Origin of the sequence: Paenibacillus sp. OAS669 (assembly GCF_014873645.1) — a bacterium.
GTDB classification, from domain to species: domain Bacteria; phylum Bacillota; class Bacilli; order Paenibacillales; family NBRC-103111; genus Paenibacillus_S; species Paenibacillus_S vulneris.
Genome location: NZ_JADBDR010000011.1, coordinates 53,443 through 80,170, shown reverse-complemented (window position 1 = coordinate 80,170; position 26,728 = coordinate 53,443). Strand labels below are relative to the sequence as shown.

At 48.6% G+C, this 26,728-nt stretch carries 23 protein-coding genes and 1 pseudogene; 4 read left to right on the top strand and 20 right to left on the bottom strand.

Going from position 1 to position 26,728, the window contains the following annotated elements:
- Window positions 1-56: 56 nt before the first annotated feature.
- The 7 genes and pseudogenes from GGC63_RS22485 to GGC63_RS22455 form a co-directional block, all read right to left on the bottom strand.
- The gene (locus GGC63_RS22485) at window positions 57-851 is read right to left on the bottom strand and encodes a divergent polysaccharide deacetylase family protein (RefSeq protein ID WP_192704225.1); all 795 of its coding nucleotides are present in this window, start codon (window positions 849-851) and stop codon (window positions 57-59) included.
- A gap of 159 nt (window positions 852-1,010) precedes the next feature.
- Window positions 1,011-1,208 (bottom strand): annotated as a pseudogene (locus GGC63_RS22480) (spermidine synthase); the annotation flags it as partial.
- Between the two features lie 338 nt (window positions 1,209-1,546).
- Window positions 1,547-1,819, bottom strand: coding sequence for a DUF2277 domain-containing protein (locus GGC63_RS22475; protein ID WP_079909513.1), 273 nt, complete (start codon window positions 1,817-1,819; stop codon window positions 1,547-1,549).
- A 40-nt stretch (window positions 1,820-1,859) separates the two neighbouring features.
- Window positions 1,860-2,270 (bottom strand): VOC family protein, encoded by a 411-nt coding sequence (locus tag GGC63_RS22470; RefSeq protein ID WP_192704223.1) that lies wholly within the window; start codon window positions 2,268-2,270, stop codon window positions 1,860-1,862.
- 181 nt (window positions 2,271-2,451) lie between these two features.
- Entirely contained in the window at window positions 2,452-2,961 is a 510-nt protein-coding gene (locus tag GGC63_RS22465; protein WP_192704222.1) for a GNAT family N-acetyltransferase, read from the bottom strand.
- A gap of 78 nt (window positions 2,962-3,039) precedes the next feature.
- Complete coding sequence (locus GGC63_RS22460; protein ID WP_192704221.1) at window positions 3,040-3,843, bottom strand: helix-turn-helix domain-containing protein; 804 nt, start codon at window positions 3,841-3,843, stop codon at window positions 3,040-3,042.
- 66 nt (window positions 3,844-3,909) lie between these two features.
- A complete protein-coding gene (locus tag GGC63_RS22455) occupies window positions 3,910-4,791 on the bottom strand; it encodes a LysR family transcriptional regulator (protein ID WP_192704220.1) in 882 nt (293 codons plus the stop codon).
- 120 nt (window positions 4,792-4,911) lie between these two features.
- Between GGC63_RS22455 and GGC63_RS22450 the strand changes: the two genes are divergently transcribed.
- Window positions 4,912-5,652 carry an SDR family NAD(P)-dependent oxidoreductase gene (locus GGC63_RS22450; RefSeq protein ID WP_192704219.1) on the top strand — a complete coding sequence of 247 codons (741 nt, stop codon included), beginning with the start codon at window positions 4,912-4,914 and terminating at the stop codon, window positions 5,650-5,652.
- A 132-nt stretch (window positions 5,653-5,784) separates the two neighbouring features.
- Here GGC63_RS22450 and GGC63_RS22445 read toward each other — a convergent pair whose 3' ends face one another.
- Together GGC63_RS22445 and GGC63_RS22440 are read right to left on the bottom strand one after the other, a co-directional pair.
- Window positions 5,785-7,173: a protoporphyrinogen oxidase gene (locus tag GGC63_RS22445; RefSeq protein WP_192704218.1), complete on the bottom strand. Its 1,389-nt coding sequence runs from the start codon at window positions 7,171-7,173 to the stop codon at window positions 5,785-5,787.
- Window positions 7,174-7,369: 196 nt separating this feature from the next.
- Window positions 7,370-7,513 carry a hypothetical protein gene (locus GGC63_RS22440; RefSeq protein ID WP_179135929.1) on the bottom strand — a complete coding sequence of 48 codons (144 nt, stop codon included), beginning with the start codon at window positions 7,511-7,513 and terminating at the stop codon, window positions 7,370-7,372.
- Window positions 7,514-7,748: 235 nt separating this feature from the next.
- Here GGC63_RS22440 and GGC63_RS22435 point away from each other — a divergent pair, with 235 nt between their 5' ends.
- The gene (locus GGC63_RS22435) at window positions 7,749-9,305 is read left to right on the top strand and encodes an ABC-F family ATP-binding cassette domain-containing protein (RefSeq protein WP_079909504.1); all 1,557 of its coding nucleotides are present in this window, start codon (window positions 7,749-7,751) and stop codon (window positions 9,303-9,305) included.
- Window positions 9,306-9,399: 94 nt separating this feature from the next.
- Here the strand turns inward: GGC63_RS22435 and GGC63_RS22430 are convergent, their stop codons facing one another.
- Both GGC63_RS22430 and GGC63_RS22425 read right to left on the bottom strand, forming a co-directional pair.
- Complete coding sequence (locus tag GGC63_RS22430; RefSeq protein ID WP_192704217.1) at window positions 9,400-14,991, bottom strand: SdrD B-like domain-containing protein; 5,592 nt, start codon at window positions 14,989-14,991, stop codon at window positions 9,400-9,402.
- A gap of 14 nt (window positions 14,992-15,005) precedes the next feature.
- The gene (locus tag GGC63_RS22425) at window positions 15,006-15,626 is read right to left on the bottom strand and encodes a class D sortase (RefSeq protein ID WP_192704216.1); all 621 of its coding nucleotides are present in this window, start codon (window positions 15,624-15,626) and stop codon (window positions 15,006-15,008) included.
- 374 nt (window positions 15,627-16,000) lie between these two features.
- Between GGC63_RS22425 and GGC63_RS22420 the strand changes: the two genes are divergently transcribed.
- On the top strand, window positions 16,001-17,221 hold the full coding sequence (locus tag GGC63_RS22420; protein ID WP_192704215.1) for an MFS transporter: 1,221 nt from the start codon (window positions 16,001-16,003) through the stop codon (window positions 17,219-17,221).
- Window positions 17,222-17,318: 97 nt separating this feature from the next.
- Here GGC63_RS22420 and GGC63_RS22415 read toward each other — a convergent pair whose 3' ends face one another.
- The 3 genes from GGC63_RS22415 to GGC63_RS22405 form a co-directional block, all read right to left on the bottom strand.
- Complete coding sequence (locus tag GGC63_RS22415) at window positions 17,319-17,936, bottom strand: DUF3221 domain-containing protein (RefSeq protein ID WP_192704214.1); 618 nt, start codon at window positions 17,934-17,936, stop codon at window positions 17,319-17,321.
- A gap of 99 nt (window positions 17,937-18,035) precedes the next feature.
- A complete protein-coding gene (locus tag GGC63_RS22410; RefSeq protein ID WP_192704213.1) occupies window positions 18,036-18,635 on the bottom strand; it encodes a GNAT family N-acetyltransferase in 600 nt (199 codons plus the stop codon).
- Between the two features lie 58 nt (window positions 18,636-18,693).
- On the bottom strand, window positions 18,694-19,158 hold the full coding sequence (locus tag GGC63_RS22405; RefSeq protein ID WP_192704212.1) for a hypothetical protein: 465 nt from the start codon (window positions 19,156-19,158) through the stop codon (window positions 18,694-18,696).
- Between the two features lie 110 nt (window positions 19,159-19,268).
- On the opposite strand from GGC63_RS22405, the gene GGC63_RS22400 reads away from it, so the two are divergent.
- On the top strand, window positions 19,269-19,532 hold the full coding sequence (locus GGC63_RS22400; protein ID WP_192704211.1) for a DUF2164 domain-containing protein: 264 nt from the start codon (window positions 19,269-19,271) through the stop codon (window positions 19,530-19,532).
- A gap of 129 nt (window positions 19,533-19,661) precedes the next feature.
- Here GGC63_RS22400 and GGC63_RS22395 read toward each other — a convergent pair whose 3' ends face one another.
- The 6 genes from GGC63_RS22395 to GGC63_RS22370 form a co-directional block, all read right to left on the bottom strand.
- The gene (locus GGC63_RS22395) at window positions 19,662-21,977 is read right to left on the bottom strand and encodes a hypothetical protein (RefSeq protein ID WP_192704210.1); all 2,316 of its coding nucleotides are present in this window, start codon (window positions 21,975-21,977) and stop codon (window positions 19,662-19,664) included.
- 157 nt (window positions 21,978-22,134) lie between these two features.
- A complete protein-coding gene (locus tag GGC63_RS22390) occupies window positions 22,135-22,905 on the bottom strand; it encodes an HAD family hydrolase (RefSeq protein WP_192704209.1) in 771 nt (256 codons plus the stop codon).
- Complete coding sequence (locus GGC63_RS22385; RefSeq protein WP_079909494.1) at window positions 22,905-23,726, bottom strand: carbohydrate ABC transporter permease; 822 nt, start codon at window positions 23,724-23,726, stop codon at window positions 22,905-22,907. The genes GGC63_RS22390 and GGC63_RS22385 overlap by 1 nt, the downstream gene beginning before the upstream one ends.
- A 79-nt stretch (window positions 23,727-23,805) precedes the next feature.
- Window positions 23,806-24,771 (bottom strand): carbohydrate ABC transporter permease, encoded by a 966-nt coding sequence (locus tag GGC63_RS22380; RefSeq protein WP_079909493.1) that lies wholly within the window; start codon window positions 24,769-24,771, stop codon window positions 23,806-23,808.
- Window positions 24,772-24,850: 79 nt separating this feature from the next.
- Entirely contained in the window at window positions 24,851-26,158 is a 1,308-nt protein-coding gene (locus GGC63_RS22375) for an ABC transporter substrate-binding protein (RefSeq protein WP_192704208.1), read from the bottom strand.
- 177 nt (window positions 26,159-26,335) lie between these two features.
- On the bottom strand, window positions 26,336-26,719 hold the full coding sequence (locus GGC63_RS22370; protein WP_192704207.1) for a VOC family protein: 384 nt from the start codon (window positions 26,717-26,719) through the stop codon (window positions 26,336-26,338).
- Between the last annotated feature and the right edge of the window lie 9 nt (window positions 26,720-26,728).

Genomic DNA, 26,728 nt, shown 5'->3' with positions numbered 1-26,728 from the left:
CCATCAACTGATTCATTCAGCTGGTGGTCTATTTTTTGGAATCTGTTCTAGCTCCATCATGGGCCTATCGGTAAAGGAGCATCCGGCTTAAGCAGCTTCGATACGGTCACAAATTCCGCTTCCTTCGTCATGTCCGGGTAAGACTCCTTCAGGACGGAGGACGTGTTCTTGCCTGGACGGCCTACATGGCCTATGGCAATGCACTGATCCTGATGCTTCAATAAATCGAGTATTCCTCTCATCTGTTTCTTGATGCTGGACTTACTCGTTCGATCGTCCAGGAAAAGCTGATTCTCCAGTACCGGGACGCCAACCTGCTTCCCTACTTCAGCTGCAACACTCCAGTAATTCGTCTTGCTGTCGAGGAAAAACAGTCCCTTCTCCTTACAAATTTGCAGTACAACCTTCATTACCCGTTTATCCGCGGTAGCCTTAGAGCCCATATGATTGTTAATCCCTACTGCATAGGGTACATCGGTTATGGCTTCAAGCACTCTTTGGCGGATTTCATCCTCGGATTGCCTGGTAGTAATAACGCCTGGCCCTAGAGCTTCATGATTTGCTTTAAGCGGCTCCATGGGCAGATGAATCAGTACGTCATGACCAGCCTGATGAGCCCGTTCCGCATCCTGTCGGGTCGTGGGAAGAAACGGCATGACGGCGACCGTCAAAGGAAACGGCATGGTCATCATCTCTTCCGTTCCCTGCATCCCGTTACCCAGGTCATCAATGACTATAGCGATGCGTTTACTCGCAACGGAAGCTTGCGGCTCTTCACTTGCGTGTACCGTATACAGCGGGATGACCATGAGGATCATCATCAATGGCAGCCAGAACTTGCAATACTTCATCCTTAGCCCCTCCTTCCTCCTGGCCAGCTATTTTATTAACATGTCTCAAACACCGCCGTTTTATTTAGATGGACTTGCCCGTTTAATCCCTAATCGTATGACCTTGTCCTACATCCAGTTCCTTGAAGCCTGCCATCCCACTCAGCTTGTAATCGAATGATTGGCTTCCATCAAATGGATGATCGCTCTTGGATATTCCAGTACGATGCGCTTCGGATCCTTCAAATCCATTGCTCCCTGTACGGCATGATCGGAGAACTGGAGGCAGCGGAATTTTCCATTCACACCGTACAATTGAGTAGTTTCGTAAACACTGACTTCACTATAATCACTTGTTTCTCTTAGCAGCAGCTGCAATGATTAAACCTCTTTCGTTCGATATGTATGATGTTTTAATGTCCATAGCTATGAGCGTCTTCACTTAAGTACTGCATAATTGCAATTGCCATAAGAAGAAGTGCCATCGAGATGAGACTTAACCCCATCCACTTCATTCTGACCGAAGAGCTTCGCAGTAAACAGAACCTTACTCCAACAGCAAGGATCAATACAATTATTAAGGCGAACCAGATAAGGTCCATCATGAACAAGCTCCCCTCTTCAATGATTTCAGTCTCCCCTATGTATACATTCTAAATATGTAAAAATAGAGATAGATACAATAGATCTATCTCTCCTCTGAAACGATTCAGTTATCATTTGGGGCCAAATCGTTTGGCATTCCGTTCACGAGCGCGTTCGATTTCTACTTCGCGGTTCCGCGGATCAGCATTAGTTACCAGCGAATCCAGCAGCTTTTTGGCTGCAGCAGCCACTTCCTCCACGGCAAGCTGGAAGGCTTCCTCGTTGGCTTTGGACGGCGCTGTAAATCCGGATAGCTTTCTTACGAACTGAAGCGAGGCCGCTTCAATCTCATTCTCGGTGGCAGGCGGGTCAAAATTAAATAACGTTTTGATATTTCGGCACATAAGGCTCTCCTTTTATCTTGCTTATGATGCCATTGTACTATTATTGAATCGCTTTTGCATCCATATAAATAACTTCCCACAGGTGACCATCCGGATCCTGAAAGCTCCGGGTATACATAAAGCCATGATCGACAGGCTCCTGGGATACGCTTCCCCCCGACGCCAGCGCTTTGTCCACAATGCTATCGACATTTTCCCTGCTGCTGGCTGATAGAGCTATGATCACTTCACTGCTCTTCGCCGTATTTGCAATTTCCTTACTCATGAACGTCTGGAAAAATTCTTCTACAAGAAGCATCACGAAGGTGCGGTCGTTGATCACCATGCAAGCCGCATTATGATCCGTAAATTGAGAGTTAAATTCGAACCCAATTGCCGAGAAAAAATCGATCGCCCGATTCAAATCCTTCACCGGTAAGTTGACAAACAGATTATCAGATGTTAAAGCCATCTTAATCCCACCTTATTAAAATTTTTACTATAGGTAAACTTGAAAGAAACTTAGGAACCATGTTCCTGATAGGTATTACTTTACCATCAAACATCGATCGAGGTTTCTTATGGATTGCGGTATTTGGGCAAAAAAAAGCACTCATGGCTTCAATGAGCACTGGTTCCCGCCTCCAATTAATTCAAGATATCTGCTTATAATAAATCACGGTGGCATCCAGCTTCCCGTCGGCCGATTTGGCGTAATCCGGAATTCTCCCCGCTTGTATATAGCCTAAAGAAGCATAAAGATGATTGGAAGGATCCCCTTCTCTCGTATCTAGAACCAGTAAGGTTATTCCCTCCTCGAGAGCACGGCGTTCAGCCGTTTGCATTAATAATCTCCCAATCCCCTTGTTCCGGTAGTCGGGATGTGTCATTAATTTGGCCATTTCGGCTCGATGAAGGCCGTTCTGCTTGGGGCACAGCTGCAGCTGTACCGTCCCGGCAAGCTTTCGGTCCCATAGTGCAGCAAATAAGATCACGTTAGGATCCGTGACATTCCGCCAGTACTTCTGAGCTTCCTCATATGCCATAGGAGGCAAAAAACCAATCGATGCGCCGCCATCCACGACATCCACCAGCAGCTTAGACAGTTCGTCTACATGCTCCTCAACGGTTGATAGGGTTTCAATCTTTATTTGATTGCTCATCCGAATCCTTCCTTTTCCTCGAGCTCCACTAAGCCGTTCCAACAAAACCGAATCAGTGCGATGGGTCTGTATGCTGCCTTATTGGGGTTGAATTTTGCTAAGAAAATTACTCATTAACAGCGGCAGTGAAATCAAGATCGGAGGATCGTCCTGCCGCGCAGGATGCAGTGATACATGCTGATGAGGGATAACCGTATGAGGTCTGACGATGATGGGCTTCTTCGACCGGGTACGCAAGGTGGAATGCGGAAGCAGAAAATCGATGGCACGAGTCCCCCAAGACACCGAAGTGGCCATCAGGTAATAAACGCCCGGCTTCACATTACGAAAGCAGAACGAATCCGTAAATTTAACTAACGTACCGTACAATGGCATTCCTTCGGGAATCGGCTTAGTGAACAAGCCTACTAATACAACCCCGTCAAAAGGAACCTCCGCTTCAAATGATCCTGTTATTGTAGAAATAGCACTCGATGCCTGACTCTGCCTGGTCCAATGCTCCAGCCTATGTAACGTGCCTAAATGATCATCGGCTTGCAAAGCGGAATTACGGAATTCGGAGGGAGACACCCCTACTCTCTCGGTAAATCGTGTAGTAAATGTCCCTAGACTTTGCTGACCGATCTCCAGCCCGATATCTCGTATGCACATATTGGTAAGCAGCAGCAAGTCCTTAGCCTTTTGCAGCCTCAAAGAAGATACGTAATATAAAGGTGGGAGCCCTATCCGTTCCTTGAAAATGCGCGTGAAATGATAAGGACTATATCCGGCATATGACGCTAAATGGTTTAAAGGGAGAGGATCATATAAATGTTGATGGATATATGAAACTACCCCGTCGATTTCCGAATAACGCTCCGTACTCACTGCTTGACCCTCCATTCTTACACAAGAGAACAATTGTTCCTGTAAAGCATACCATATTTCATACAGAATGGAAATACTTGACTATACACTCAGCTCTTCTTTCAAAAAACGGTACAGCCTGAAGCCGGCTGACGTCATGATTTCATACGGCGAACGGGTCATGATCCCGAAGGTCATATCGATGAGGCTGCCTACAACCTCTTTGGCAATAGTTCCCGCGGGAAGTGGGTCCAGAGCAATGACGGGCACCAAGGCAATGCCCAAGCCGCTTTTAACATAATGCGGTAAGGCGGTCATGCTGCCTATCTCCATCGTATCGATCGGAACACTCGCCGATTCCTGGAGCACCATCTGCAGTTTTTTGCGATAGGGACAAGTGGCCGAAGTAATAAGCAGTCGATGACCTTGGATATCTCCCGGTTCGATAACCGGTTTTGAAGCAAGCGGATGATTCTCAGGCAGCAGCATCACAAATCCTTCTTTAAACAAGGGTTCAAAATACAGCCCTGACCCGATATCCGGGGAGGAGCACAGCGCGATGTCGAGCTCTCCCTGCTGGAGCCGACCGCTTAGTGCCGGGGTATTTGCGAAATCCACAGATAAGCGAATCTGGGGATATTGCGTCAGGAACTTCCCGAGCAGCTCCGGCAGCCGGCGGCTCCCTGTCGGCTCCGTGACTCCCAACCGGACATGACCCGCTTCCCCCCGCTGCAAATCCGAAATATTCGTTTGTAAGCTGTCAACCTGCTGAACGATGGACAAGCTCTGCTCGTAAAGCAGCCTGCCTGCCTCTGTCAAGCGGATTTTTTTTCCGCGCTCCATAAGCTGAACACCCAGGTCAGATTCCAGCTTCTGTATCTGCATCGTGACCGTAGACTGAACATAATTCAATTCCTCCGCCGCGCGGTTAAAGCTGCCAAGCTTCACAATCATTTGAAACGTCTTCAATGCTTTCATATCCATAATCGTATTGCTCCCGGCTATCGATTCAATATTTTTGAATTTACTATTCAATTTATTCAATTATACAAATATATTAGTGAGCTATACAATAATGAATATACAGGAAAGGAGTTTTGGAGAATGGATCTGAAGCATAAGGTGGCAATAGTTACCGGCGGGGGCACCGGCATTGGCAAGGCAGTGAGTATAGCCCTCGCAGAGAGAGGAGCCTCCGTTGTAGTGAACTATTCTCGGTCCCAAGCGGAGGCAGAGGAAACGGTTCGGCAAATCCGCAGTCAAGGCGGGAACGCAATCGCTATCTGTGCGGATGTGTCCCGCGAATCTGAAGTCAAAGAGATGATAAACACAGCAGTGCAGCAATTAGGAGCGATAGATTTGCTGGTGAACAATGCCAGCATAACGAGACACATTCCGATGGATGACCTGGAATCGGCTTCGGAGGAAGTGTGGGACGAGCTGTTTGCCGTGAATGTAAAAGGAATGTTCTACTGTGCACGCGCGGCCGCTCCTTTTATGAAAAGCAAAAAACAAGGAGCCATCGTCAATCTGGGAAGTATCGCGGGGCACACCGGATTGGGCTCCTCGCTTCCTTATGCTGTGTCCAAAGCAGCTGTACAAGGCCTTACGAAATCGTTGGCCCGAGCATTATCGCCTTACATTAGAGTAAATTGTATTATTCCGGGTGCGGTGGCTACGAGATGGTGGTCCGGAAGAGAAGAACAAATGAAGCGATTGGCACCGAGCCTCCTTTTGCAGCGAATTGCCACTCCCGAGGACATTGCCCAGCTCATTTGCTCCACTCTGGAGCAAGAGGCCATGACAGGACAGCTCATTACCGTTGACAGCGGCCAAACGCTATAATATTTAAGTTTCTTGCGGGCAGCCGACACATTATTCGTTCTATCGTTTCAAAACAAAAAAGAGGACTCCTGCATGGTGTCCTCTCCTCTTTGCCTGGCTTCCATTCGCTATTGCCAGCCCTATCGCCCATCATTAAGATAATTGTGCCGCTATCCGCTCCGCCGCAGCTTGCCCGTTTGCAATGCAGTCGGGAATTCCTACGCCGTAATACGAGCAGCCTGCCAGAATAACATTCGGATAATGGGCCTCCATCCGCTTCTCCAGCGACTTGACGATCTCGTTATGCTTGATATGGTAATTCGGCATCGTTTCATGCCATTTGGTTACTTCATGCGTGACCGGCTTGGATGTAATACCAAGGCTGTTCTTGATGTCCTTCAAGGCGACTTCCAGGAGCTCTTCCTCCGATAGCTGCTGAAGCTTGGAATATACCGGCTTCAAGCTCTTGTAGAACAGTCTTACTAGCAAATGCCGGTTTTTGGAGGTGTGCTCCCATTTCCTGCTGGTCCAAGTACATGCATCACAGACAAGCTTGCTTTCCTCCGCTACAATGAAGCCGGTCCCGTCCTGCGGAAGCTGCTCATCGGGAATGTCGAAGCCTAGATATACGCTGATCAAGGAGTTGTTCTTCAATTGATTGAAATCCTGATCGAGCTCCTCGGAGTTCAGCAGCTTCTGTGATGCGGTGTGAAGAGTGCTCAGAACGACAAAATCAGCCTCGATAGCCTCATGCTGCTCGCAAAGAATCCGGTACCTTCCCTGATCCTTTTCAATTTTTTGCGCTTTGGTGCCCTTCAGCACTTCTACATCGGAGAGCCGGTTCTCCAAAGCGTCTACCAGCGTGGAAACGCCATTTTTAAACGATAAAAACTTTCTGTTGCCCGTTCCCTTGAATTTCTGCTTGTTCTCCGAAAGCCCTCGGATAATGCTCCCATATTCATTCTTGTAATCCAGCAGATACGGAAGTGTGGAAGCAATCGTCAAATCCTGCAGTCTTCCGGAATAAACGCCGGACAGGACGGGAGAAATTTGCCGCTCAACAATCTCTTTACCCAAAAAGCTCTCGAGGAACAGGCCGACTGAGTCATTCTTGGTAAACGTCTCGTTCTTCGTATAAAAATCCTTTAACGCTTCAACTTTGCCTTCTGCCGATATTAAATTGCTTTTGGCCAAAGACTCTATACTCAATGGAATGCCGAATACGGTATCCTCCGGAATTTTTTTCAATTCTCCGTCAATATATAAGAACGAAATGCCCGTAGCGTTATATACGACTTCCTCCTGCAAATTCAGCTCTTCTATAAAAGGAGCAACGTTGTCCTTTCGTGTCACAATGGAATCCGCGCCGGTTTCCATAATAAACTCACTTTCATAATGAGTATTAATTTTACCGCCTAATTTCTCATTCGCTTCCAGCACAACGACTCGCAAATCGAGGTTGTTGGCCTTCATTTTTTTGTTCAAATAGTACGCGGCGGATAAACCGGTAATCCCTCCACCTATAACCACGGCTGTTTTCAAAGTCATTACCCCTCACTAAACAACTTTAAATATTTGGTTGATCAAAGTATATCATAAAGACGGCAGGTGAAGACAAACCCGGCAGGTTATGGATGTGAAGCTTATTCGACAAAAACTAACGACCGGACTCACAAAACAAAAGGACCGCACCCGGCGGGGATCAGCAGTCCTATGTCTTCTCTATTCAGCTCTTGATTTATCCGTAAAAAGGATGCTCATTCCCCATCAAATAATTGATGATAAAGTACGCCAGCGGGCAAAGAATGACTAGACTAAAGATCACAATGACAAATCCTAGTCCGTCAAATTGTTTCTGCGAGCTCGTTTTAGCCGTTTCCATACGTCCATCCCCCACTCTATATATTGTTTCGACAGTTATGATTATAAGGAGGGAGTGCAGGAAAGTAAGTGATGAAAATCACAGCCGCAGGATAAGTTGAAAAATACAGGAAGCCGCTATTTTAAACGATTGGATTTGATTGTTAGGCATGTTTTTACGCTTCCGCATTGAGTTCTAAGCTGCATACCGTATATAATAGACGAGAAATCAAGTTTATATAGAAAAGGTGTCATACATGAGTATATTAAATGTTGAAAGATTAAGTCATGGCTTCGGGGATCGCGCTATTTTCAACGACGTTTCCTTCCGTCTGCTCAAGGGGGAGCACATCGGACTAATCGGTGCCAACGGCGAAGGTAAATCCACTTTCATGAACATTATTACCGGAAAGCTCCAACCGGACGACGGCAAAATCGAATGGTCCAAACGGATGCGCGTCGGGTATCTCGATCAGCATGCCGTTCTGAATAAAGGGATGACGATTCGCGATGTCCTCAAGGGTGCCTTCCAATACTTGTTCGATATGGAACAGGAAATGAACGATATGTACGCCAAAATGGGCGAGGTCTCTCCGGAAGAACTGGAGCGCTTGCTTGAGGATGTAGGAACGATTCAAGATATGCTGACGAACCAGGACTTTTACATGATCGATGCCAAGGTCGAGGAAACGGCCAGAGGACTCGGACTTACCGATATCGGTCTCGATAAGGATGTCAATGATCTCAGCGGCGGACAGCGCACCAAAGTACTGCTTGCCAAGCTGCTGCTGGAGAAGCCGGACATTCTCCTGCTGGACGAGCCTACCAACTATCTCGATGAGCAGCATATCGATTGGTTGAAGCGTTATCTCCAGGAGTACGAGAATGCCTTCATTCTTATCTCCCATGACATTCCGTTCCTGAACAGCGTTATTAACCTGATCTATCATATGGAGAATCAGGAGCTCAACCGCTATGTCGGCGATTACGATCATTTCTTACAAGTGCATGAAATGAAAAAGCAGCAGCTGGAGTCCGCCTATAAGCGTCAGCAGCAGGAAATTGCCGATTTGAAGGACTTTGTTGCGCGTAACAAAGCAAGCGTTGCAACGAGAAACATGGCTATGTCCAGACAAAAGAAGCTGGATAAGATGGAGGTTATCGAGCTGGCCAAGGAAAAGCCGAAGCCGCAGTTCAACTTCAAGGAATCGAGAACGTCCGGCAAGGTGATCTTCGAGACCGAGGATCTGGTCATCGGTTATGACTCTCCACTATCCCGGCCGCTTACGCTTCGCATGGAGCGCGGCCAGAAGATCGCTCTCGTCGGCGCTAATGGGATCGGTAAGACGACACTGATGCGGAGTATTCTTGGCGAAATCAAGCCCGTATCCGGTTCCGTCAATCTGGGCGATCTCCTGCACATCGGTTATTTCGAGCAGGAATCCAAGGAAGCGAACTACAATACTTGTATTGAAGAAATATGGAATGAATTCCCTTCCTTCACTCAATTCGAAGTACGTGCCGCGTTGGCGAAGTGCGGCTTAACTACCAAGCATATCGAAAGTAAAATTACAGTACTGAGCGGCGGAGAGAAAGCCAAGGTCCGTCTTTGCAAGCTTATTAACCGCGAGACCAACCTGCTCGTGCTCGACGAGCCGACCAACCATTTGGATGTAGATGCGAAGGACGAGCTGAAGCGCGCGTTGAAAGCTTATAAGGGAAGCATCCTGCTCATCTCCCACGAACCTGAATTTTACCGCGATGTCGTAACGGATATTTGGAATTGCGAATCCTGGACGACGAAAGTATTCTAGTCATCCCCATGGCCTGTCTATCCTTTTGAGGGTAGGCAGGCTTTTTTGATGGAATTGAAAAAGCCGCGCTCAGCGCGGCTTCCTGATGTTTCTCTTATCGGCTTGCTCTTTTCCCTCTGAAGTAAAGTATAGTGGCTGCAATACATAAGATGAGGCCAATGAACGGAGACCAAGGAAGCGACTCTCCGGTCAACGGAAGGGTACGGCCGCCTGACTTGTCGGGATTCGGCTTACCGGATGGCGTAACGCCCGGTTCTTGATCCCCCGGCTGGTTATCGGGCTCCGAAGGCTGCCCGCCCGGTGATGGTGTGCCAGGTCCATTGTTCCCCGGCTCGTTTCCTTCCGGCTTCGGATTCCCCGGCTGACTGCCTTCCGGTGTGCTGCCAGGTTGATTACCGGGAGTAGTCCCTCCGGAAGGATTCGTGTTCGGTTGACCGCTGTTTGGCTGACCGCCAGTACCTCCACTACCGCCTGGCTGGCTGCCTCCGCCGCCTGGTTGAGGTCCGCCGGGTGAGCCACCGTCCGAACCTCCGTCTGAACCTCCATCAGAATCCCCCGGACCGGATGGTCCCGGACCGGATGGTCCCGGACCGCTTGACCTCGGACGCAATCCTGCATCGATCGTCAGATTTCTATCCCCTGCTGCCAGAACGATGATCTCCGTTGAACCATCCGTCTTAGCGTCGGAGTCTTTCGCGCTGTCCGTCCCTTTCCCTTTCAGCGTGAATTCAAAGCCTGCGGGCTGATCGAACTTCACGTAATACCTTCCCGGCTGGAGATGCTCGAAGACATACTGCCCTGGTTTGTCGTAGACATTTCCTGTCACAGTAGAAGTAAGCTGGACTCCGCTTTCCGAGAATAGCCTTACGATAACGCCATTCATACCCGGCTCTTCATTATTCTGAATTCCATCCCCGTTCGCATCGATCCAGACATAGTCGCCGATAGCTGAAACTGGATCCCCTGTACCTGGACCCGGTCCTCCCCCGTCATCGACTGGAATCAAGCCCGCATCAATCGTCAGATTGGTTTCGGCGTCTGCCAGAGCAAATACATCCGTCGTTCCGTCTTCCTTCGCATCGGAATCGTGAGCTTTATCGGACCCTTTGGCTTTTGGTACAAACTCGTAGCCCGATGGTAGATCAAACTTCACGTAATATCTTCCTGCCTGGATATGGTCGAAGAGATAAGTCCCGTTGTGGCCATATACAGATCCGGTAACAGTGGTGGATTGAAGACGGCCCGATTCATCGTACAGGTGTACAAAAAGACCGTTAATACCTGCTTCTCCTTCATCCAGAATTCCGTTACCATTCGTATCGATCCATACCCAATCGCCAATTTTACCCGACTGAGGAGGAGTGACGGCTTGCTTCTTCAATCCGGCATCAATCGTTCTAATGTGTTCGCCCTGCGCCAAATGGAACAAGTCGGTGTAACCATCCGGTCCGGCATCGGAATCGGCAGCCCGGTTATCTCCTGCTCCTTTATGGGTAAACTCGTAGCCGGCAGGAGGATCAAATTTGACCTTATAGCTTCCCGATGGCAGATTATCAAAGAGATAAACCCCCGGTTTTCCGTATACGGAACCTGTCACTGTGGTTCCTAGCAGCTCATCCCTGTTGTTATAGAGCTTCACCGTAACGCCGCTCAGCCCAACCTCTATGTCGTTCTGGATGCCATCCTCATTTTCGTCGATCCATACATAATCGCCGATAGAGCCTGCAGCCGGAGGATTCGTATCTCTCCTTAATCCGGCATCCACCGTCAAATTGATCTGTCCTGGCGCTAACGCAATCCAATCTGTCATTCCATCTGGATTTGCATCCGAATCGACAGCCTTATCGTTTCCGGCCCCTTTAGTCGTGAACGCATATCCTTCCGGAAGCTCGAATTTGACCGCATAGGTACCGGAAAGCAGATTATCGAAGCGATAATAGCCGGAAGCGGCATAAACGGAACGATAGACGGAATCATATACGGATGCAGTCACTGTAGAGGCCTGAAGGGCTCCCGTATTGTCGAACAGCTTGACGACGACGCCGTTAACTCCCGTATTCCCGTCATTCTGAATACCGTCACCGTTGGCATCTAACCAAACCAAATCCCCAATACTACCTCTGGCTGGCGGTTGTGCCACTTTGACGAGTCCGGCATCGATCGTAGGATTCGATTCACCGTAGCCTAAAGGAATCAAAGAGGTTTTGCCGTCATTGCCGGGATTCGCATTGGAATCCGTATCGGATTTCGGGTCAGTGCCTTGTACCGTAAACTCATATGAGCTGTCCGGAAGAGCAAACTGGACGATGTAATTGCCTGCCCATAGCTGTTCAAACTGGTAGTAGCCATCTCCATACACGGCATCCTTAACTGTTGTTGCCTTAACGAGCAGCTGACCGCTCTCGTTCAGAAGCTGAACGGCCGCTCCATTGATCCCCGGCTCACCGGCATCCTGCAGCCCATTCTTGTTAACATCCAGCCAGACCCTGTTTCCTATGCTGGAATTAGGTTCAAGCAGACCGGCATCCACAGTAAGATTAACTTCATCCGGCCCTAACGAAATAAGATTCGTTCTTCCGGATGTATCCGCATCCGAATCGATATCCCTTTTCGTACCGTCCCCTTTCTTTGTAAACGCAAAGCCCTTTGGCAGGACAAATTCAACCCTGTAGTCCCCGGAGGTCAGATGGTTAAACTCATACAGTCCGTTTCCGGCAGTTACGGTCGTGCCGAGCAGATACCCATTTTTGTCATACAAATGGACGGATACCCCATCGATTCCGGCTTCACCGTTATCCTGCAGGCCGTCGCCGTTAGCGTCAATCCAAACCTTGTCACCTATCCTGCCTTTGGGCGGCAACAGCCCGGCATCGATCGAGTGGTTCTTCTCCCCAGCGGCTAGCCGAATCACGCGCGTCCAACCGTCACTGTTGGGATCGGAATCCGTCGCTTCGTTATTTCCGGAATTCGGTTTAACCCATCCGCTATACCCATTCGGAAGGTTGAATTTGACGGTATAATTACCAGAATCCAGATTGGTAAACAGGTAATATCCGGGGCTTCCGTTATGGTCATTGCTCGTAATCGTCTGCTGAACCAGCTTCTCGGATGCATCATACAGCTCGACTTGTACCCCGTTAACACCCTGCTCCTTGGGCTCATTTTGAATGCCGTCTTCGTTCGAATCGAGCCATACATAATCCCCGATTTCTCCCTTGGCATCCTCCTTGACGACCACACCCACCTTGAGAGGCTCGGAAGCCAGAAGCGTCTTCCCGTTATCGCCGCGTTTGGCCGTGAATCCGAAGGAGCTCCAGGCAGCCTGATCGTTCGTCGGCGCATGGACTGGTGCGCGCATGGTCCAATTCAGTTCTTCTTGCGCCCCGGGGGCAATGACATGATCGTCCGAGAATTCGAACTTGACCCCCGTCACCTTCGTCAAATCAGCAGGAGGCTCCGTTGACCAGTGTCCGCCGGCCATCGAGATAGACGTATCCGTCGTATAAGAAACTTTAGTATAGCTGTTACCGCTCACTTCGCTCGTCAGTACAGGGCTCCATTTGCTGTCTCGAGGCGAGGTGTCTACAACGCCCGTGTCCCCAACCCTCGGTAAGGAGTCGATGATGAGCAAGCTTCGTACGGGGATATTGCCTACATTGGTTATCTGGAGCTTATACTCGACTTTGCCGCCCGGCGTTGTGAGTCCTTTGTCCGGATATTTGGTCCAGTTATTACCATCCAGATCACCCTGAACCCATTTGATCGATTCAAGCTTCACAACAGAATTGACATAAAAGGCTCCGTTATTGTATACAACCCATTTGCCATTCACTTTTTTCTTTTTTGCAAAATCGATATGGTTCAAGTAAGCATGATGATCGGAGCTGACATCCACCTCGTTGTCAATATAGCCAGCATTTGTTCCTGCTTTGATCCTGACATCAAATTCAAGCTCAATCTTCTTGTCATTCCCCAGAACGGCCGGTGTGTCTTCTTTCCAAGACCATTTAAGCAGCGTTCGTCCGGTAGCAGAATCGACGGATTGTTCCAATTGCGGTGAAGCAATCCCCAGCCCGCTGTCATTTATCAGTACGGTACTGCCTGGCACATATTCCAACTGAGAGGGAAGCAAATCCTCAATGATCGGATGATTGAGATCGCTGCTGCTGAATTCGGTATTTCTAACGGAAACTCGGTATTTTACCGTATCGCCGGGCGAGAAGCTCGCACCGTTCATGACCTTCTTCGTCACTTCTATGAGCGGACGGACCTGTACGACATAGAGAAAAGCGCTGCGCTGCTCTTCCTTCAAGCTCCCTTCAAAGCTGTATTTCAAGCTGGCGATGTTAGTTATCCTCTTGCTATCGCTTGGTTCCGTTGGAGCCAGATAGCCGGGGTTAACCTGATAACGAATTTCAAAGCTGCCAGTCTGGTAAAAATCCACCGGGACTTCCCCGAAATTAAACCGCACGCCCTTCACAACCGCACCGGCAATAGGCGGATCGCTAGTGGTCAATGTGACGCTCTGGTCTGCGCGAACGGTTCCCCACGTGCTCCAGGGACCATTGGCATTATCGGCAAGCGTATACTCCACCGAATACGTAGAAATTCCATTGAACCTTGGGGTCGTGATTTGCTGCAAGCTTAATCCTTCCGGCGTCATGTCGGTGAACACATAATCTTTCAAGCTCACATTAGCCGTATTGTACATATTCACGATGTTAAAGCTGACGCTTTGTCCGGGAGATGCTTCCTTTTGACGGTCGTTAATCATTTTGAAAAAGCCGGAGCTCCCGTAGCCCGATTCGTTCGTAAAAGTGTCTTTTCGCTCCGCCTTCAAAGTCACCTTATCCTGATTTAACGGGTTAAACGATACCTCCGCTATATTCGTGATGTCTCCGCTTATCGTATCTGGATATTTCACTTTTACTATATATTCCTTGTAAGTAATGCCTTCTCCGAAGGTTCCCTGGTTCCAGGTTACGGTATTTCCGGCAACGACGGCAGCAGGCTGGGATGATACATATTGTGCCCCTGCAGGCAGCGTGTCTTGAATCACAACATTGCGGAGCTCGAGTCTGCCGTACGTAGAGGGATTCTTATCGTAGAACGTTATTTTGTACTCCACTTCACTTCCGGCTTTAGGGCTTAAACTGGGGATCGGTCTTGTTCGTTCTTTCTTGAATTCCCAGTCAGCGGACGCTTTGGCTGTGACTTGAACAGTGTTGGATTTCTTGCTGCCTAGATTGCTGTCGAACTGCGCTTGCACATTGGCGATAGTTCCGTTAGGGGTCACATAATTTGGAAAATACACGTTCATTTGCAGCGTACCCGTCGTACCTGCCTTCACGGCGCTGTTAAATTTAAAGGTCACTGTGTGGCTCGCTGCATCATAAGAGTAGGTCGTATCCGCAGCATTGACCGCAGAGTCAAAGGTAAGCGCCTTAGGCAGAGGAACGGCGATCTGGGCATTCGTATACTGCTCAGTGGTGCTGGATAAGCTGTAGTCCAGTTCCAAGGTGAATTTTTTTCCTGAAGGAGCTTCCGACTCCGTGCTTCTCATTGCGATTTGTATGCCGTTCCCGGGAGCATCGTCGGCAGCCATTGCCGTCATAGGCACCAGAATGAGGTTGACTATCATAAGAAGTGCCCATACCAAGGCTTGCCCTCTTATAAATCTTTTCATTACTACATTTCTCCTCACTCAATACTCCGTGGATCCCCTTCTAATACCGCCTTGACAATAAGCCGGTGCGTCGGGTTATATTTGGGCTCACACGTGATTAGAGTCATCTCGGCCTTGTCCTTTTTTTGCTCCAATACCGACAGGTCATCCGGTTGAACAAGGAATTTGGAGGTAACGGTATACGAATAGACATGCTTAGTCGTTTCGACCACGATACGGTCTCCGGACTCCAGCTCATTCAGCCTGCTGAACTGTTTGCCGTAGGTCCAGCTGCGATGCCCTGCAACCACAAAATTACCTGTCCCTCCCGGATATCGATCCGGTTCAACAATCCCGATACCTGTTTTCAAAGCCTCCGGATCGGCCCCTTCAACTATCGGCTCCTTAAGCTCCAGCTTGTCGATCATCATGATCCCTCTAACGGCATATCCGTCGATATTGACGGTTTCATCCGCCTGCTCCGGTTTTTCTACCCCCGCTTCTTCCAACGCTCCTTGGTTGAACAAGAGGGTCGGCTGAAGCGGCACCGCAGCAGCTAAGGGCACCAAGGTTTGATCGCGAACCGAGCTCCATTGCTCCAGCATGGATACTTTCTGTCTATCCTGTACATAGCGGTTCATTAACGGATACAGCATACATGCGACTCCACTGACGCAAAGCAATACCACTGCGGCGATCCGCAGCTTATTCAGACGAATGGGGCAGCACCTCCTACACCTTAACCATGCAGATGTTGCGGGAGCCTTCCCTCCTTTCTCACCCAAACTCCATAGGAAACCGGTTTGAGCTCCTGTTGATGTGCCTTCTTTCCAGAATACGGCCGTCCGTCCCCTAATATGACTGTGTGCTATAGCGAACGAAATCATTTTTTTATGAAAATCATCCCCTACTTTGCGACAAACCTGATATACTTACACGGAAGCCTGCTGTCCTTTCGAAAGACAAAAAAATAGATAAGAAAACCGTCACGGAAGGTCAAGATTAACGGATAAGGAGAAACATCATTGTTATGAACCCATCCAACAACCCAGAACGAACCTCTCGTAAAAAGGGACGGTTCCCGCTCTCGCTTCTCTGTCTTACTTTGGGAGCCTTTGCTATCGGGATGACTGAATTTATTATCATGGGGCTGCTGCCCAATGTCGCGGAGGACCTTCATGTCACGATCCCTCAGGCGGGACAGCTCATTACCAGCTACGCGCTTGGCGTCGCCGTCGGTGCTCCTGTATTAACCGTGTTTACTCATCGCATTCCGCAGAAGAAGCTGCTCACACTGTTGATGTGCATCTTCATTATAGGGAACGCGTTTTCCATGATTGCGCCCGTCTATTCCTTGCTGATCGGGGCTCGGGTTTTAACCGCGTTCGCGCATGGGACCTTCCTGGGTGTGGGCTCGCTTATTGCCACCCGACTGGTGTCTCCCGACAGACGCGCAGGTGCCGTATCCCTCGTGCTGGCAGGGCTTACGATAGCCAATATTATCGGGGTTCCCTTCGGGACATTCATCGGTCAGCAGTTAGGTTGGCGTGCATCCTTCGGGGCCATCACGCTGTTAGGCATTATTTCATTAGCCGGCATCATTCGCTTCATTCCAGCGCTCCAGCAGGAGCAAGTGTCCGACCTCAGACAGCAATTTCGCAGCTTAGTCAATCCGCAGGTGCTTCTAGTTCTTTTGACCGGAGCTCTGGGCTGTGCAAGTCTCTTTGCAGTATTCACTTACATTACACCGATGCTGGAATCCATAACGGGGTTTGCGGAGCACAGCGTAACCTGGATCCTGGTATTATTCGGATTCGGGGTGACGGTCGGAAATATAGTTGGAGGCAAGCTGGCCGATTGGAAGCTTATGCCATCACTTATGACGAACTTTGCCGTACTGGTCGTTATCCTGGCACTTCTAACCGTTACCTTGCATAATCCTTATTCAGCGGTTATCACAGTATTCTGCTGGGGTGTGGCAGCCTTCGGGATCATGCCCGGTATTCAAATCCGTATTATGAATCTGACTCGCGAAGCGCCTTTGCTTGCAGCTACTTCCAGCCACTCGGCTCTTAATCTGGGGAATGCAGGTGGAGCTTATTTGGGGGGACTTACCATTACCCTTGCGGGTTTGCCTTACGTGCCATGGCTGGCGGCTCTTCTAGCCGCACTGGCGCTGCTTGGGGCTATCATCAGCAGTCAGGCTGACAAAAAAACAAGACTAAGCGAGTCTTACACTCCCTCTGTCTAAGTACACGTTTTTATAGAAAGTAACCAAAGCATAGAGCCGCGGCCATCCCAAAGGATGAACTGCGGCCCTTTTTTTCATTGCATTTACAATCGGTTAGCTAACCGTCCAATATATTGAGTTCATAGGCTCTTGTTAGAGCCGGATAGCTTATCGCTTTAGACGCTGAGGCCCATACTTCTACCCGCTGACCTTCCCTGAAGTCGTCAAATGAAACGGGCCTTTCTTCATTCTCGAACTTTACAATCGCATCCTTGGAAAAGGATAGCCAGTTCGCTTCCTGCATAATAGGGTCTAGCACGTCAAAAGGAAGGTATTCTACTACCAAGATCCGCTTCGTTTGCTGATCTATCTTTGCAATGACTCCTGCTACATTCGGTTGCTCCGGCAACACGAAGGTTTCCAGATACAGCGGGAAGGATTGTCCCAAAGCTTCATAGACAGACTGCCGAAGCTGCTCTTCATCTTCCAGATTTAGTTCCTCGCGAGGCTGGTACAGCTTTCTAACTCTCATAAACACGCCGTCATCCTTGGAGTAGACAGTCAGCGGTTCCAAAGCTAATCGGTCGTACACCTCATCCAGCTTGGACAGCTTCTTAATAAGGTCCTGCCTATTATAAGGGGGCTGCTTGGGGTAAGCCGGCAGCTGCTTTCGATCGTAAGAGGTGTATCCGTCCAGCTGCAATTCTTGCTTCTGCTCCGGGCTGCTTTTTGGCATAATGCCCCATCCAGTCATGAAGAGCAGCAACACAGCGAGAATAATGTTCAAAGGCTTCACTTCCAATGTTTTTTATACTGGGAAGAAATATCCATTTGTTCACGATGACGACGGTATGCAGCTCTGCTTCCTGAGAATGTAATGGTTATACCGTTCCTTTTGAATCTCCACCTGATTTATCAAATCGAATCCGCACTTTTGGATGACAGCTTGGGAAGGAAGATTGTCAAGTAAGGCGATCGCGTTAAGCAGCTCAACATCCGTATTCTCAAACAAATAACGAATCAGCCCCTGTACCGCTTGGGTCGCATAGCCTTTATTGCGGTGCGCTCCGGACAGGGCATACACAATCTCGCGATTGGGGGAAGGAAGTTCTTCTTTCGTTCCTGTACAGCACCATCCAATGAACTCTCCTGTTTCCTTAAGGATCACTCCCAGCCTCAGCCGCAGGTCGCCTATAATGCCGTCTTCCGCAACTGCTTGCAGGAACCGTTGATTCTCCTTTAGTTCATAGTTCGCCATCCAATGCAGCCGCTGTTCTTTCGTTACGTTCCATCCCGGCAAATATTGAACGATCTCCGGCTGATGCGTCAGCTCGTGAAGCGGCTCCAGGTCATCCAGCTGGTATTCCCGTAAAAGGATATCTTTACAATCTATCGTAAATACAGTGTCCCTATTGCTGCTGCGCTCCTGTTTCATTAGGCTGCTCCTCATATTCAGTCTGAGAAAAGTGTGTACGCACTTATTGATTTATCCACTAGCTTCTCGAGCCAATAACCCATAATCGTTTTTGTCCCCGGTCATGATGAATTCTAATCATTCCCACCTCACCCTGCTGCAATCTTCTATAGCCGGTTCCCATATTAGTCACCCTTCGGCCCGGCAGCGGGATGCCGTAGATCTGGGAGTTCTTAATAATTTTAAAATATTCATGGACAACCATTTCGTCTCCAACGCTAATATTCAGATCCTCTTCTTTGTTCATGATTTCTAACACCTTGACTTTTGTAGACACCAATTCTCCATCCACAAATTGCCTGCCCGTACCTTGGACCTTCAGCTCTGCATCTGTACTTAGTTTAAAAAAATCATAGATTCCATAAGAATTCTCTGTATCGTCTATGAGGATTAATGCATCCATACTATGATAACATGCGACAACTCCCAAGCCCAGTGCGAGAATCGTTATTATTTTTTTCCTTTCATGATCACCTTTACCCAATATTCGATTTTCCTTCTAAGGATTGATTTATTTTTCATTATGTAATGTTTTACGTTATAGCGGAAGAATGAACTTATTCTTGAACAACAACCTTATTGGAGGATTCCATTATGCACCCTATCAAGCTGCCTAAAGAACACAAGCAACAGATTATAGCTAGTCTGCAGGACTATGTCGATCAGGAATTTTCTATAGAAATGGGACAATTGGCGGGTGAAGGCTTCCTCGATTTTATCATGAAGGAGCTTACTCCTTATATTTACAATCAGGCTCTATCCGATGCGCGTAAGGTCGTTTTACAGCAAATGACCGCCATGGAAGATGAAATCTACGCCTTGGAGCAGCCTCTTCCATTAACCAGGAGGTCCCAATAACGGACAAAAATACTAGCCTTGGCTGAAGATGATTTACTCCTATTACGGGGATCCGAAACTTCTATTATGTTAAAAAACGAAAAGCCCTTTCGAAGCTTTTCGTTTTTTCAAGTTATTCATTCGGTTCGGTTACGGCTTATATCGAACATACCAACTGGCAATCGGGCCTTTCGTACTACTATGCACAACATGAAATTCGGATAACAGGGAGATGCGATACAATCCCTCGCCATGCTGCAAGGTCAGGTCCTGACTGAACCGTCCTTGCTCGAAAGGCGCTTCCGTTTCCCCATCGCTCACGAAAGCCTTTCCGTCCCAATATTCCGCCTTGATCGTCAATCCGTCTCCTAATGCCCGTTTCACTATCCCTTGCGTGTGGATTGCCTTATTCCCGGTTTCTATGAATCCTTGCTGGGGCTGCTCCAATTCAATATCGCTGTATTGAAACATGGGGTCATTAGGAGGATGCGATACGTTAAGCTTTGCTTTTTCATAATTCGCCGCAGGCTCCCAATCACGCTGCCACACAATACGTTGGCCTACCTTGAAAACTGCAGTTAGCCGATTTGGACCAGGCTTAACCTTTCTTGCATTTCCATATTCAAACACGGCGGAATCATATGATATTGGAACCGGGTCCTTTGCATTCGATGAAGCACCAGCCCCATCAAAATTTTCTTCCTGACCCGTATCATAGATGTAGTATCCGCTGTAAGGCACCGTTACGTTAGGGCCTGACAGGTTGGTATCGTACAGGTATGCAGACATTTGGAGCATATCCCCATCAATGGTTTCGGGCAGCAGCGGCTCCATCACATCATAATCCATTTTACTTAGCTGGATATAACGTCCTTGCTGCTCATGAACAGCAGTAGCACCCAGCATCATGCTCATATCCCGCTCGCTAAGATACAGTTCTCCATTCATCTTTTGTACGGGAGACAGTAAATTTATGGTTCTCTGGCTTCCGTTATTCCAAGATGTTACCGCAGTCATTTCTCCGGAACGGACCTCGAAGGAATAGCCATGCCAATCTCTCATAGTCACAGTCCCGTCTTGAGTCGGTCCCTCGATCCGGTAGCTAAGCCTAGAGGCCAAGTATTTCAAGCTGAAGTAATATTGATTATTCTCCGCATACCCGACCTTCTGATCCCCTTCATAGAGCTGCTGGTCCTTGATACCGACCTGGGCATAGTAGCCCTGCTGTCTGGCAACCTGCAGGTCATGCTCATGTCCTTTCACAAGAATCCGATCCATGCGGGGATCTATCGGGAACCATCCTTTTCCCATAAAGGAATCGATCTGATACCACCTCTGACGGGACTCCGGATCATCCCAATAGGCTAGCGCCGGAACGACCTGCGGAGCAATGACGGTTGAATTCAAGGAAACGTAGCTCCCCGGATATCGGTACAGCCGTGTCATGTCCGAACCGAGCTTTACAGAATCCTCCGTTGCCTTGGCATCCTCGGGGTCGGCATAGGTTTTGTTGATCCATCCCTCTTCATTCCCAATGCGGACATGATACCATGTACCTTCCCGCGGATTGCCGAATCCCGCTTCGGGTTCAATTTTGCCAAGAGAGGTTATGGTTTGTGGCTGCAGCAGCTTAGGCTCTTTCTCCTGATAGGGCCAAGGGATGTCGAACAACGGTGTCGGTACCTTAAGCTGCACGGGCTCCGTCTTTATATGGACCGTTCTTCCCCTGTTTAATGTCCATTTTGGGCCCGATTCTGTTTCTATGCGGTATGAAGTGCCCGCAGGTGTAACGAATTCTCCGGTTTCATGGACGATGCCGTTCCCTGCCATATCGGGATAGACGGCCGGATTGATGATGGGAGAATTGTATAAAGGAGAGGCCATATGATACGTATACCGGTCTATCGTCTGAACCGAACCGACTTGTTCGAGCGGCAAATGAATCCATTGCTCGCCGGCCCAGCTCGTTTGGATTTTTAACCATTGCTTGGATGGCTCCGGGTACGACTTCCTCAGAAACCATTGCTTTTCTGCACCCGTGACTTTGACTTCCTGTGGAGACAGAACGGCAGTTGGGGGGCCGCTCTCATCGGGCTCGGCGTATATAGGTGTATCCTGCAGCAGCGTTACGGTTTCCGGAGGCTTGACGTCAATGAGGCCCGGATATGTATAAATCCATCGTTCGCCCAGCCAGGTGTTGATTTTGAACCAATTGGCATTCGTAACCCAGCCAGGCTCTCCTTCAATGACCTCCACTGTCTGAGGGGTAAGCACACCATCAGGTGCATGGACAATCGTATCCGGCTCCGTATAAAAGGGTGTCTGTTCCAGCAAGGTCAGAGTCGCTGGTACATGATGAGTCTCCGGCTTCTCTGTGAGAATGGTTGGCGCCGCGGCGGCTAAACTTGCTCCAGCCCATGCTACAGGCACACTGACAGCCGCTGATAATAAGAGCTTCCTCCACATGGTGTCCTTCATCCTTTCTTGTAAAAAAACGTAGGTTTTCCCTCTCCTTACCTCATTTTAGACGCTATCTATACGCCGAAAGTTTCGGATACAGAAAAAGACCGCCATCACCGATGGCAGCCCTTCTCTACATCTTATTAGGAGTCTTTCCTTGATGCTATCCTACACATTCCAATAGTTCTTCCAGCCGGTACAGAACATAGGAAGGAATATATTCGACCGGATACGGGCTCGTAACCGCTTCTGGATGCTCCGCGTTCAGCTTCTTCTTACAGATTTCCAGAAAAGCCGCCTGGCCCGCCCTTTCGCCGGGACGGTATGCCTTCAGCTCATCCGGCAGCTTATGGTAGATCAGCACGGATGGAATCCCAGACTTATTAGATAAATAAACATCGTGATCCAACCGGTCGCCGACATGGGCCGCAATCTGTCCGTCTTGCTGCAGCTCGCGCATGATATTCACATCCGGTTTACCGCATCCGGCTTTCTCCGGCGTAATTATCGCATCGAACCAATCGCTTAGTCCTAGCTGCCGCATGACCGGATATTGATATTTGTAGAAGCCGTTCGTGACCGTTGCCAGCGAATATCCCTTCTCTTTCAGCTGCCTTAATACTGCGATGGAATCTTGCTCGAGCAAATAGATTTTGGGCTCTACGGAATGCTCATGAACCAATTGCTCTACGTTAATCTCCAGGTTGAGCCCCAGCCCGTTCAGCAGCTGCCTTACCATATCGTCCCAATCATAGGCTTCCACCGTGCGGTTCTGCTGCATGCGCAGCTCATGCTCGCGTACTAGCGCTTCCGTTGACTTGAAAGGTTTGTCTAAGGCATTGGAGATCAGCTCTTCGATCACAGGGAAAATCCATTTGCCGAACGGATTCTGCATCAGCGTCCCGTCCAGGTCGAATGTAATCCATTTTTTCATTATTTCACCGCTCCTTGCGTCATTCCCTCAATGAATTGTCTGGAAGCAAACAAGAATGCCACGATTAACGGCAGTGAGGACAGAGTCAAGCCGCAGAACAGCAAGTTCCAATCCGTATCGTATTCACCGAACAAGGTAAGCATTCCGAGCGGGATCGTCCCGAGCTCCGTGCTTTTAATAAAGATCAGAGGGTAGAAAAAGTCGTTCCATATGCCGATTGAGTCCACAATACTGACGGTAGCCAGCGCCGGTCTCATCAGCGGCAGTACAATCTTATAATAAACCTGAAAATCGTTGCAACCGTCGATCCGCGCGCTTTGATCCAAATCCTTGGGCAGTGTCCGGAAAAAACCATAGAAGACGAACACGGCAAAGGAAATATGTCCCGCTACATAAACGATGATCAGCGAGGTATGCGTATCCAGCAGCTTCAGCTTCAGCATCATCATGTATAACGGAGAGATCGCCAGCTTCATGGGCAGCATAAGCCCTAGCATAAAGAAGAACAACACGAATCCGTTCCACCGGAATTGGTACCTGGCCATGTAGAATGCCGCCATGGAGGAAACGAGCAGCACTAACACAACCGACAAGGCAGTTATATACAAGCTGTTCAGGAAATACTCGGAAAAATGTACCTTTTCCCATACCGTCACATAGTTTTCGAATGAAAAGCTGGTCGGCAGCCCCAAAGGATGGGTTGTTATTTCCTGCTTCGTTTTAAAAGACGAAGTCATCATTAGAAAAACGGGATAGATGGCAATGAATGAGAATAAGATCAATATCCCATATTTTACGCTTTGCTGCAGTCGAAGTGCCATGAGTTACCTCCGATGTAGTTTTACCACGTTCCTAAGTTACAAGAGAGCATATGTTAGTGAGTAACGGTCAACACCAGAACTAGTGCTCGACTTCCTTGCGCTTGAAGAAGAACATCGAGACGGCCGTTGCCCCTGAGATCAGGAGCAGTAAGATCACTGCCAGCGCGGAGCCTAAGCCTATCGATTCCCCTCCGCTCACAGAGCCGAATGCCAAACGATAAAAGTACAGACCCAGCACATCCGTTGAAAAATAAGGTCCGCCGGAAGATCCCTGCATAGCGAAGATCAGCTCAAAGGTTTCAAACGCGCCGATAAAGGTCAGGATCGTCATGATCATGATGGAGGGCATAGCCAGTGGAATCGTAATTTTCCAGATCATTTCAAGGCCCGAAGCTCCGTCGATTCTCGCCGCCTCATAGATTTCAGGAGAGATCGCTTGAAGTCCGACAAGGAAAATCAGAATCGCAAAGCCGAATCCGTACCAGCTGTTCACTAATATAATCGTATAGAGCGCTGTATTGGGATCTCCAAGCCACGGTTTGGCCAGCTCCCCCAGCCCAATAGCGTTCAAAAACGTATTAAGAGCCCCATAGGTCGGATTCAATATCAGGCTGAACAAAAAGCCGACCACAATTACGGAGAGCAGCTTGGGTACGAAGAACAGCGTCTTGAATAACTCTTTTCCCCGTATTTTGCTGTTAATTAGCAGAGCTAACAGGAAGGCAACGACAAGCTTAGAGAGCATCGTCCCGATAAAAAACACCACATTATGCCCAAGCGCGCGGATAAAGGTCTCCTTGAAGGGAGATTCGGTAAACAGACGGACGAAATTTTCCAGACCGATAAATTCCCCCCGCACCAGCCCTTTCCATGAGAAAAAGCTGTTCAGTAGCGCTTGAAATATGGGATAGATCATAAAGCCAACGTAAAAGATCAACGCCGGAAGCAAGAACAGATGAACCAAATGCTTCTTGAAGCTCCTTCTCTTCTTGGCTTGCGACTGCAGAACGGTCCTTTCCTCGTGTTGAACACTTGTACCTGTCATAGTTAGCTCCTTTGTCAAATGACGCGCAATCGATGCAGCGTTAATCCCTCAGAGGGGCAGGTTGAGCATCGGCATGTCGTTATTTTTGCGGCTTAAACCATTTGTCGGCCGATGCCTGTGTATCCTCTGCTACCTTCTCCGGCGTCAGCTTGCCGATGTACATGCCCTGCAGCGAGTCCTCAAATGTAGTCTTGGTTGTAGGTGTGCCTTGGCTGAAGCTGGTCAACAGCAGGTACGGCGTGCTGTTCTTCTCGCTGAAGGCGGCCATTTTTTTGAGCTGCGGATGTTTAGGCTCCACTCCCTTCACAGGGCTTACGCGGGTAAGCTCATCGCTGAACATTTGGCCGAATTTCTTGGAGGCCAAAAATTCAATGAATCGGGTGGCTTGCTCCTGGTATTTCGAGCTCTTGGCAATCCCGTAGGAGCCGTCAACCCAGGTGGCGATTTGCGCCTGCTCCCCTTTTTTAGCGGCAAGTCCCGGTATGAATTCCACAGGGAACGACAGCTTATTCGCCTCAAATGTTTCCAGCCTTTGGCTGCCGTTAATGTACATGGCCGCCTTGCCGGTATAGAACAAGCCTTGCGCATCCTTATCTTCTATGGCAACAAAATCTTTGGGGAAATAAGCTTCCAGCTGCTTCATTCTCTTGATAGAATCCAGGAATTTAGGATCTTTGAAGTTGGTCGTTCCTTTTAAAAGCGCTTGCATAAATTCGGTTCCTCCGTAGGCGCTTGGACCAATTACCGTATGGGTGGTGGACAAGAGATAAGCCGCTTTGCCTGCCTGGGCAATAGGGATAATATTTTTCGCTTTCAAGGCTTCACAGGTTTTCACGAATTCATCCCATGTTTCCGGAGGCTGGAGGCCGTTATCATCAAATAGCTTCTTGTTATAAAAAATAACTGCATTGTTCAGCATTAATGGAATGCCGTAGACCTTCTTATCCGAGCCTCTGGCTGCATCCAGATAGCTGTCAGCAAAATTTTCAATCCCCTTCACCTTATCGAGCGGGGATAAATAATTGGCATCCGCTAGAGCTTTGGCGCCGTCATACGGACGAAGCTGCAAAATATCGACTCCTGTACCGGACTGCAGCGAGTTAGCAAGGATCGTATTGTACTCCGTCGCTTTGAATGGCTTGAACTCCACCTTGATATCCGGATTATCCTTCTCGAATTCCGCGATAAATTTGGCGTAGCCATCCTTATCCTCCGGTCTCCAGCTGTACATGACGAGCTTTACCGGATCTCCCTTTGGCTTCGTTACTTCTCCATTCGCGGCAGGGTTGGTATCCGTCGTCTTGGTAGCGCTTCCACCGCTGCATGCACTTAATATAGTGCTTAAAAGAATCAACATGGAACTAAAGACCAGTGGTTTTCTTTTCATTGTATCATGCTCCCTTAGTTATATTTACAAAATCTTAACAAAATTATATTAAATTTTATGTCATAATGTAAACCTTTTTTTGAAATTTTATTTCACAAATCTAAAAAAAGCATAGAAAAAAGGAGCCTGCATGCAAGCTCCTTCCATTTCGCGAAGAATAATTGACACTTTATTGCCTTAGAACTGTCCCAATTGAATAAGATTGCCGCAGGTATCCTTTAATAAGGCGATAGTGACAGGCCCCATGGCAGTCGGCTCCATCGTGAATTCGACTCCGAGTCCCTTCAATCGGTCATATTCCTTGTGGATATCCTCGACGGCAAAGGATGTTGCCGGAATTCCCTGTGCGAATATAGCCTTCTGGTAGGTCCCAGCCGCCGGATTATTGTTCGGCTCCAATAACAGTTGCACCCCATCAGGCGCTTCGGGAGAAACCACGGTAAGCCAGCGGAACTCCCCGGCAGGGACATCCACTTTCTTAACAAAGCCAAGCTTGTCGGTGTAAAACTGCAGCGCCTTTTCCTGATCGTCAACAAATACGCTAGTCAGATGAATTCTCATCCTATACCT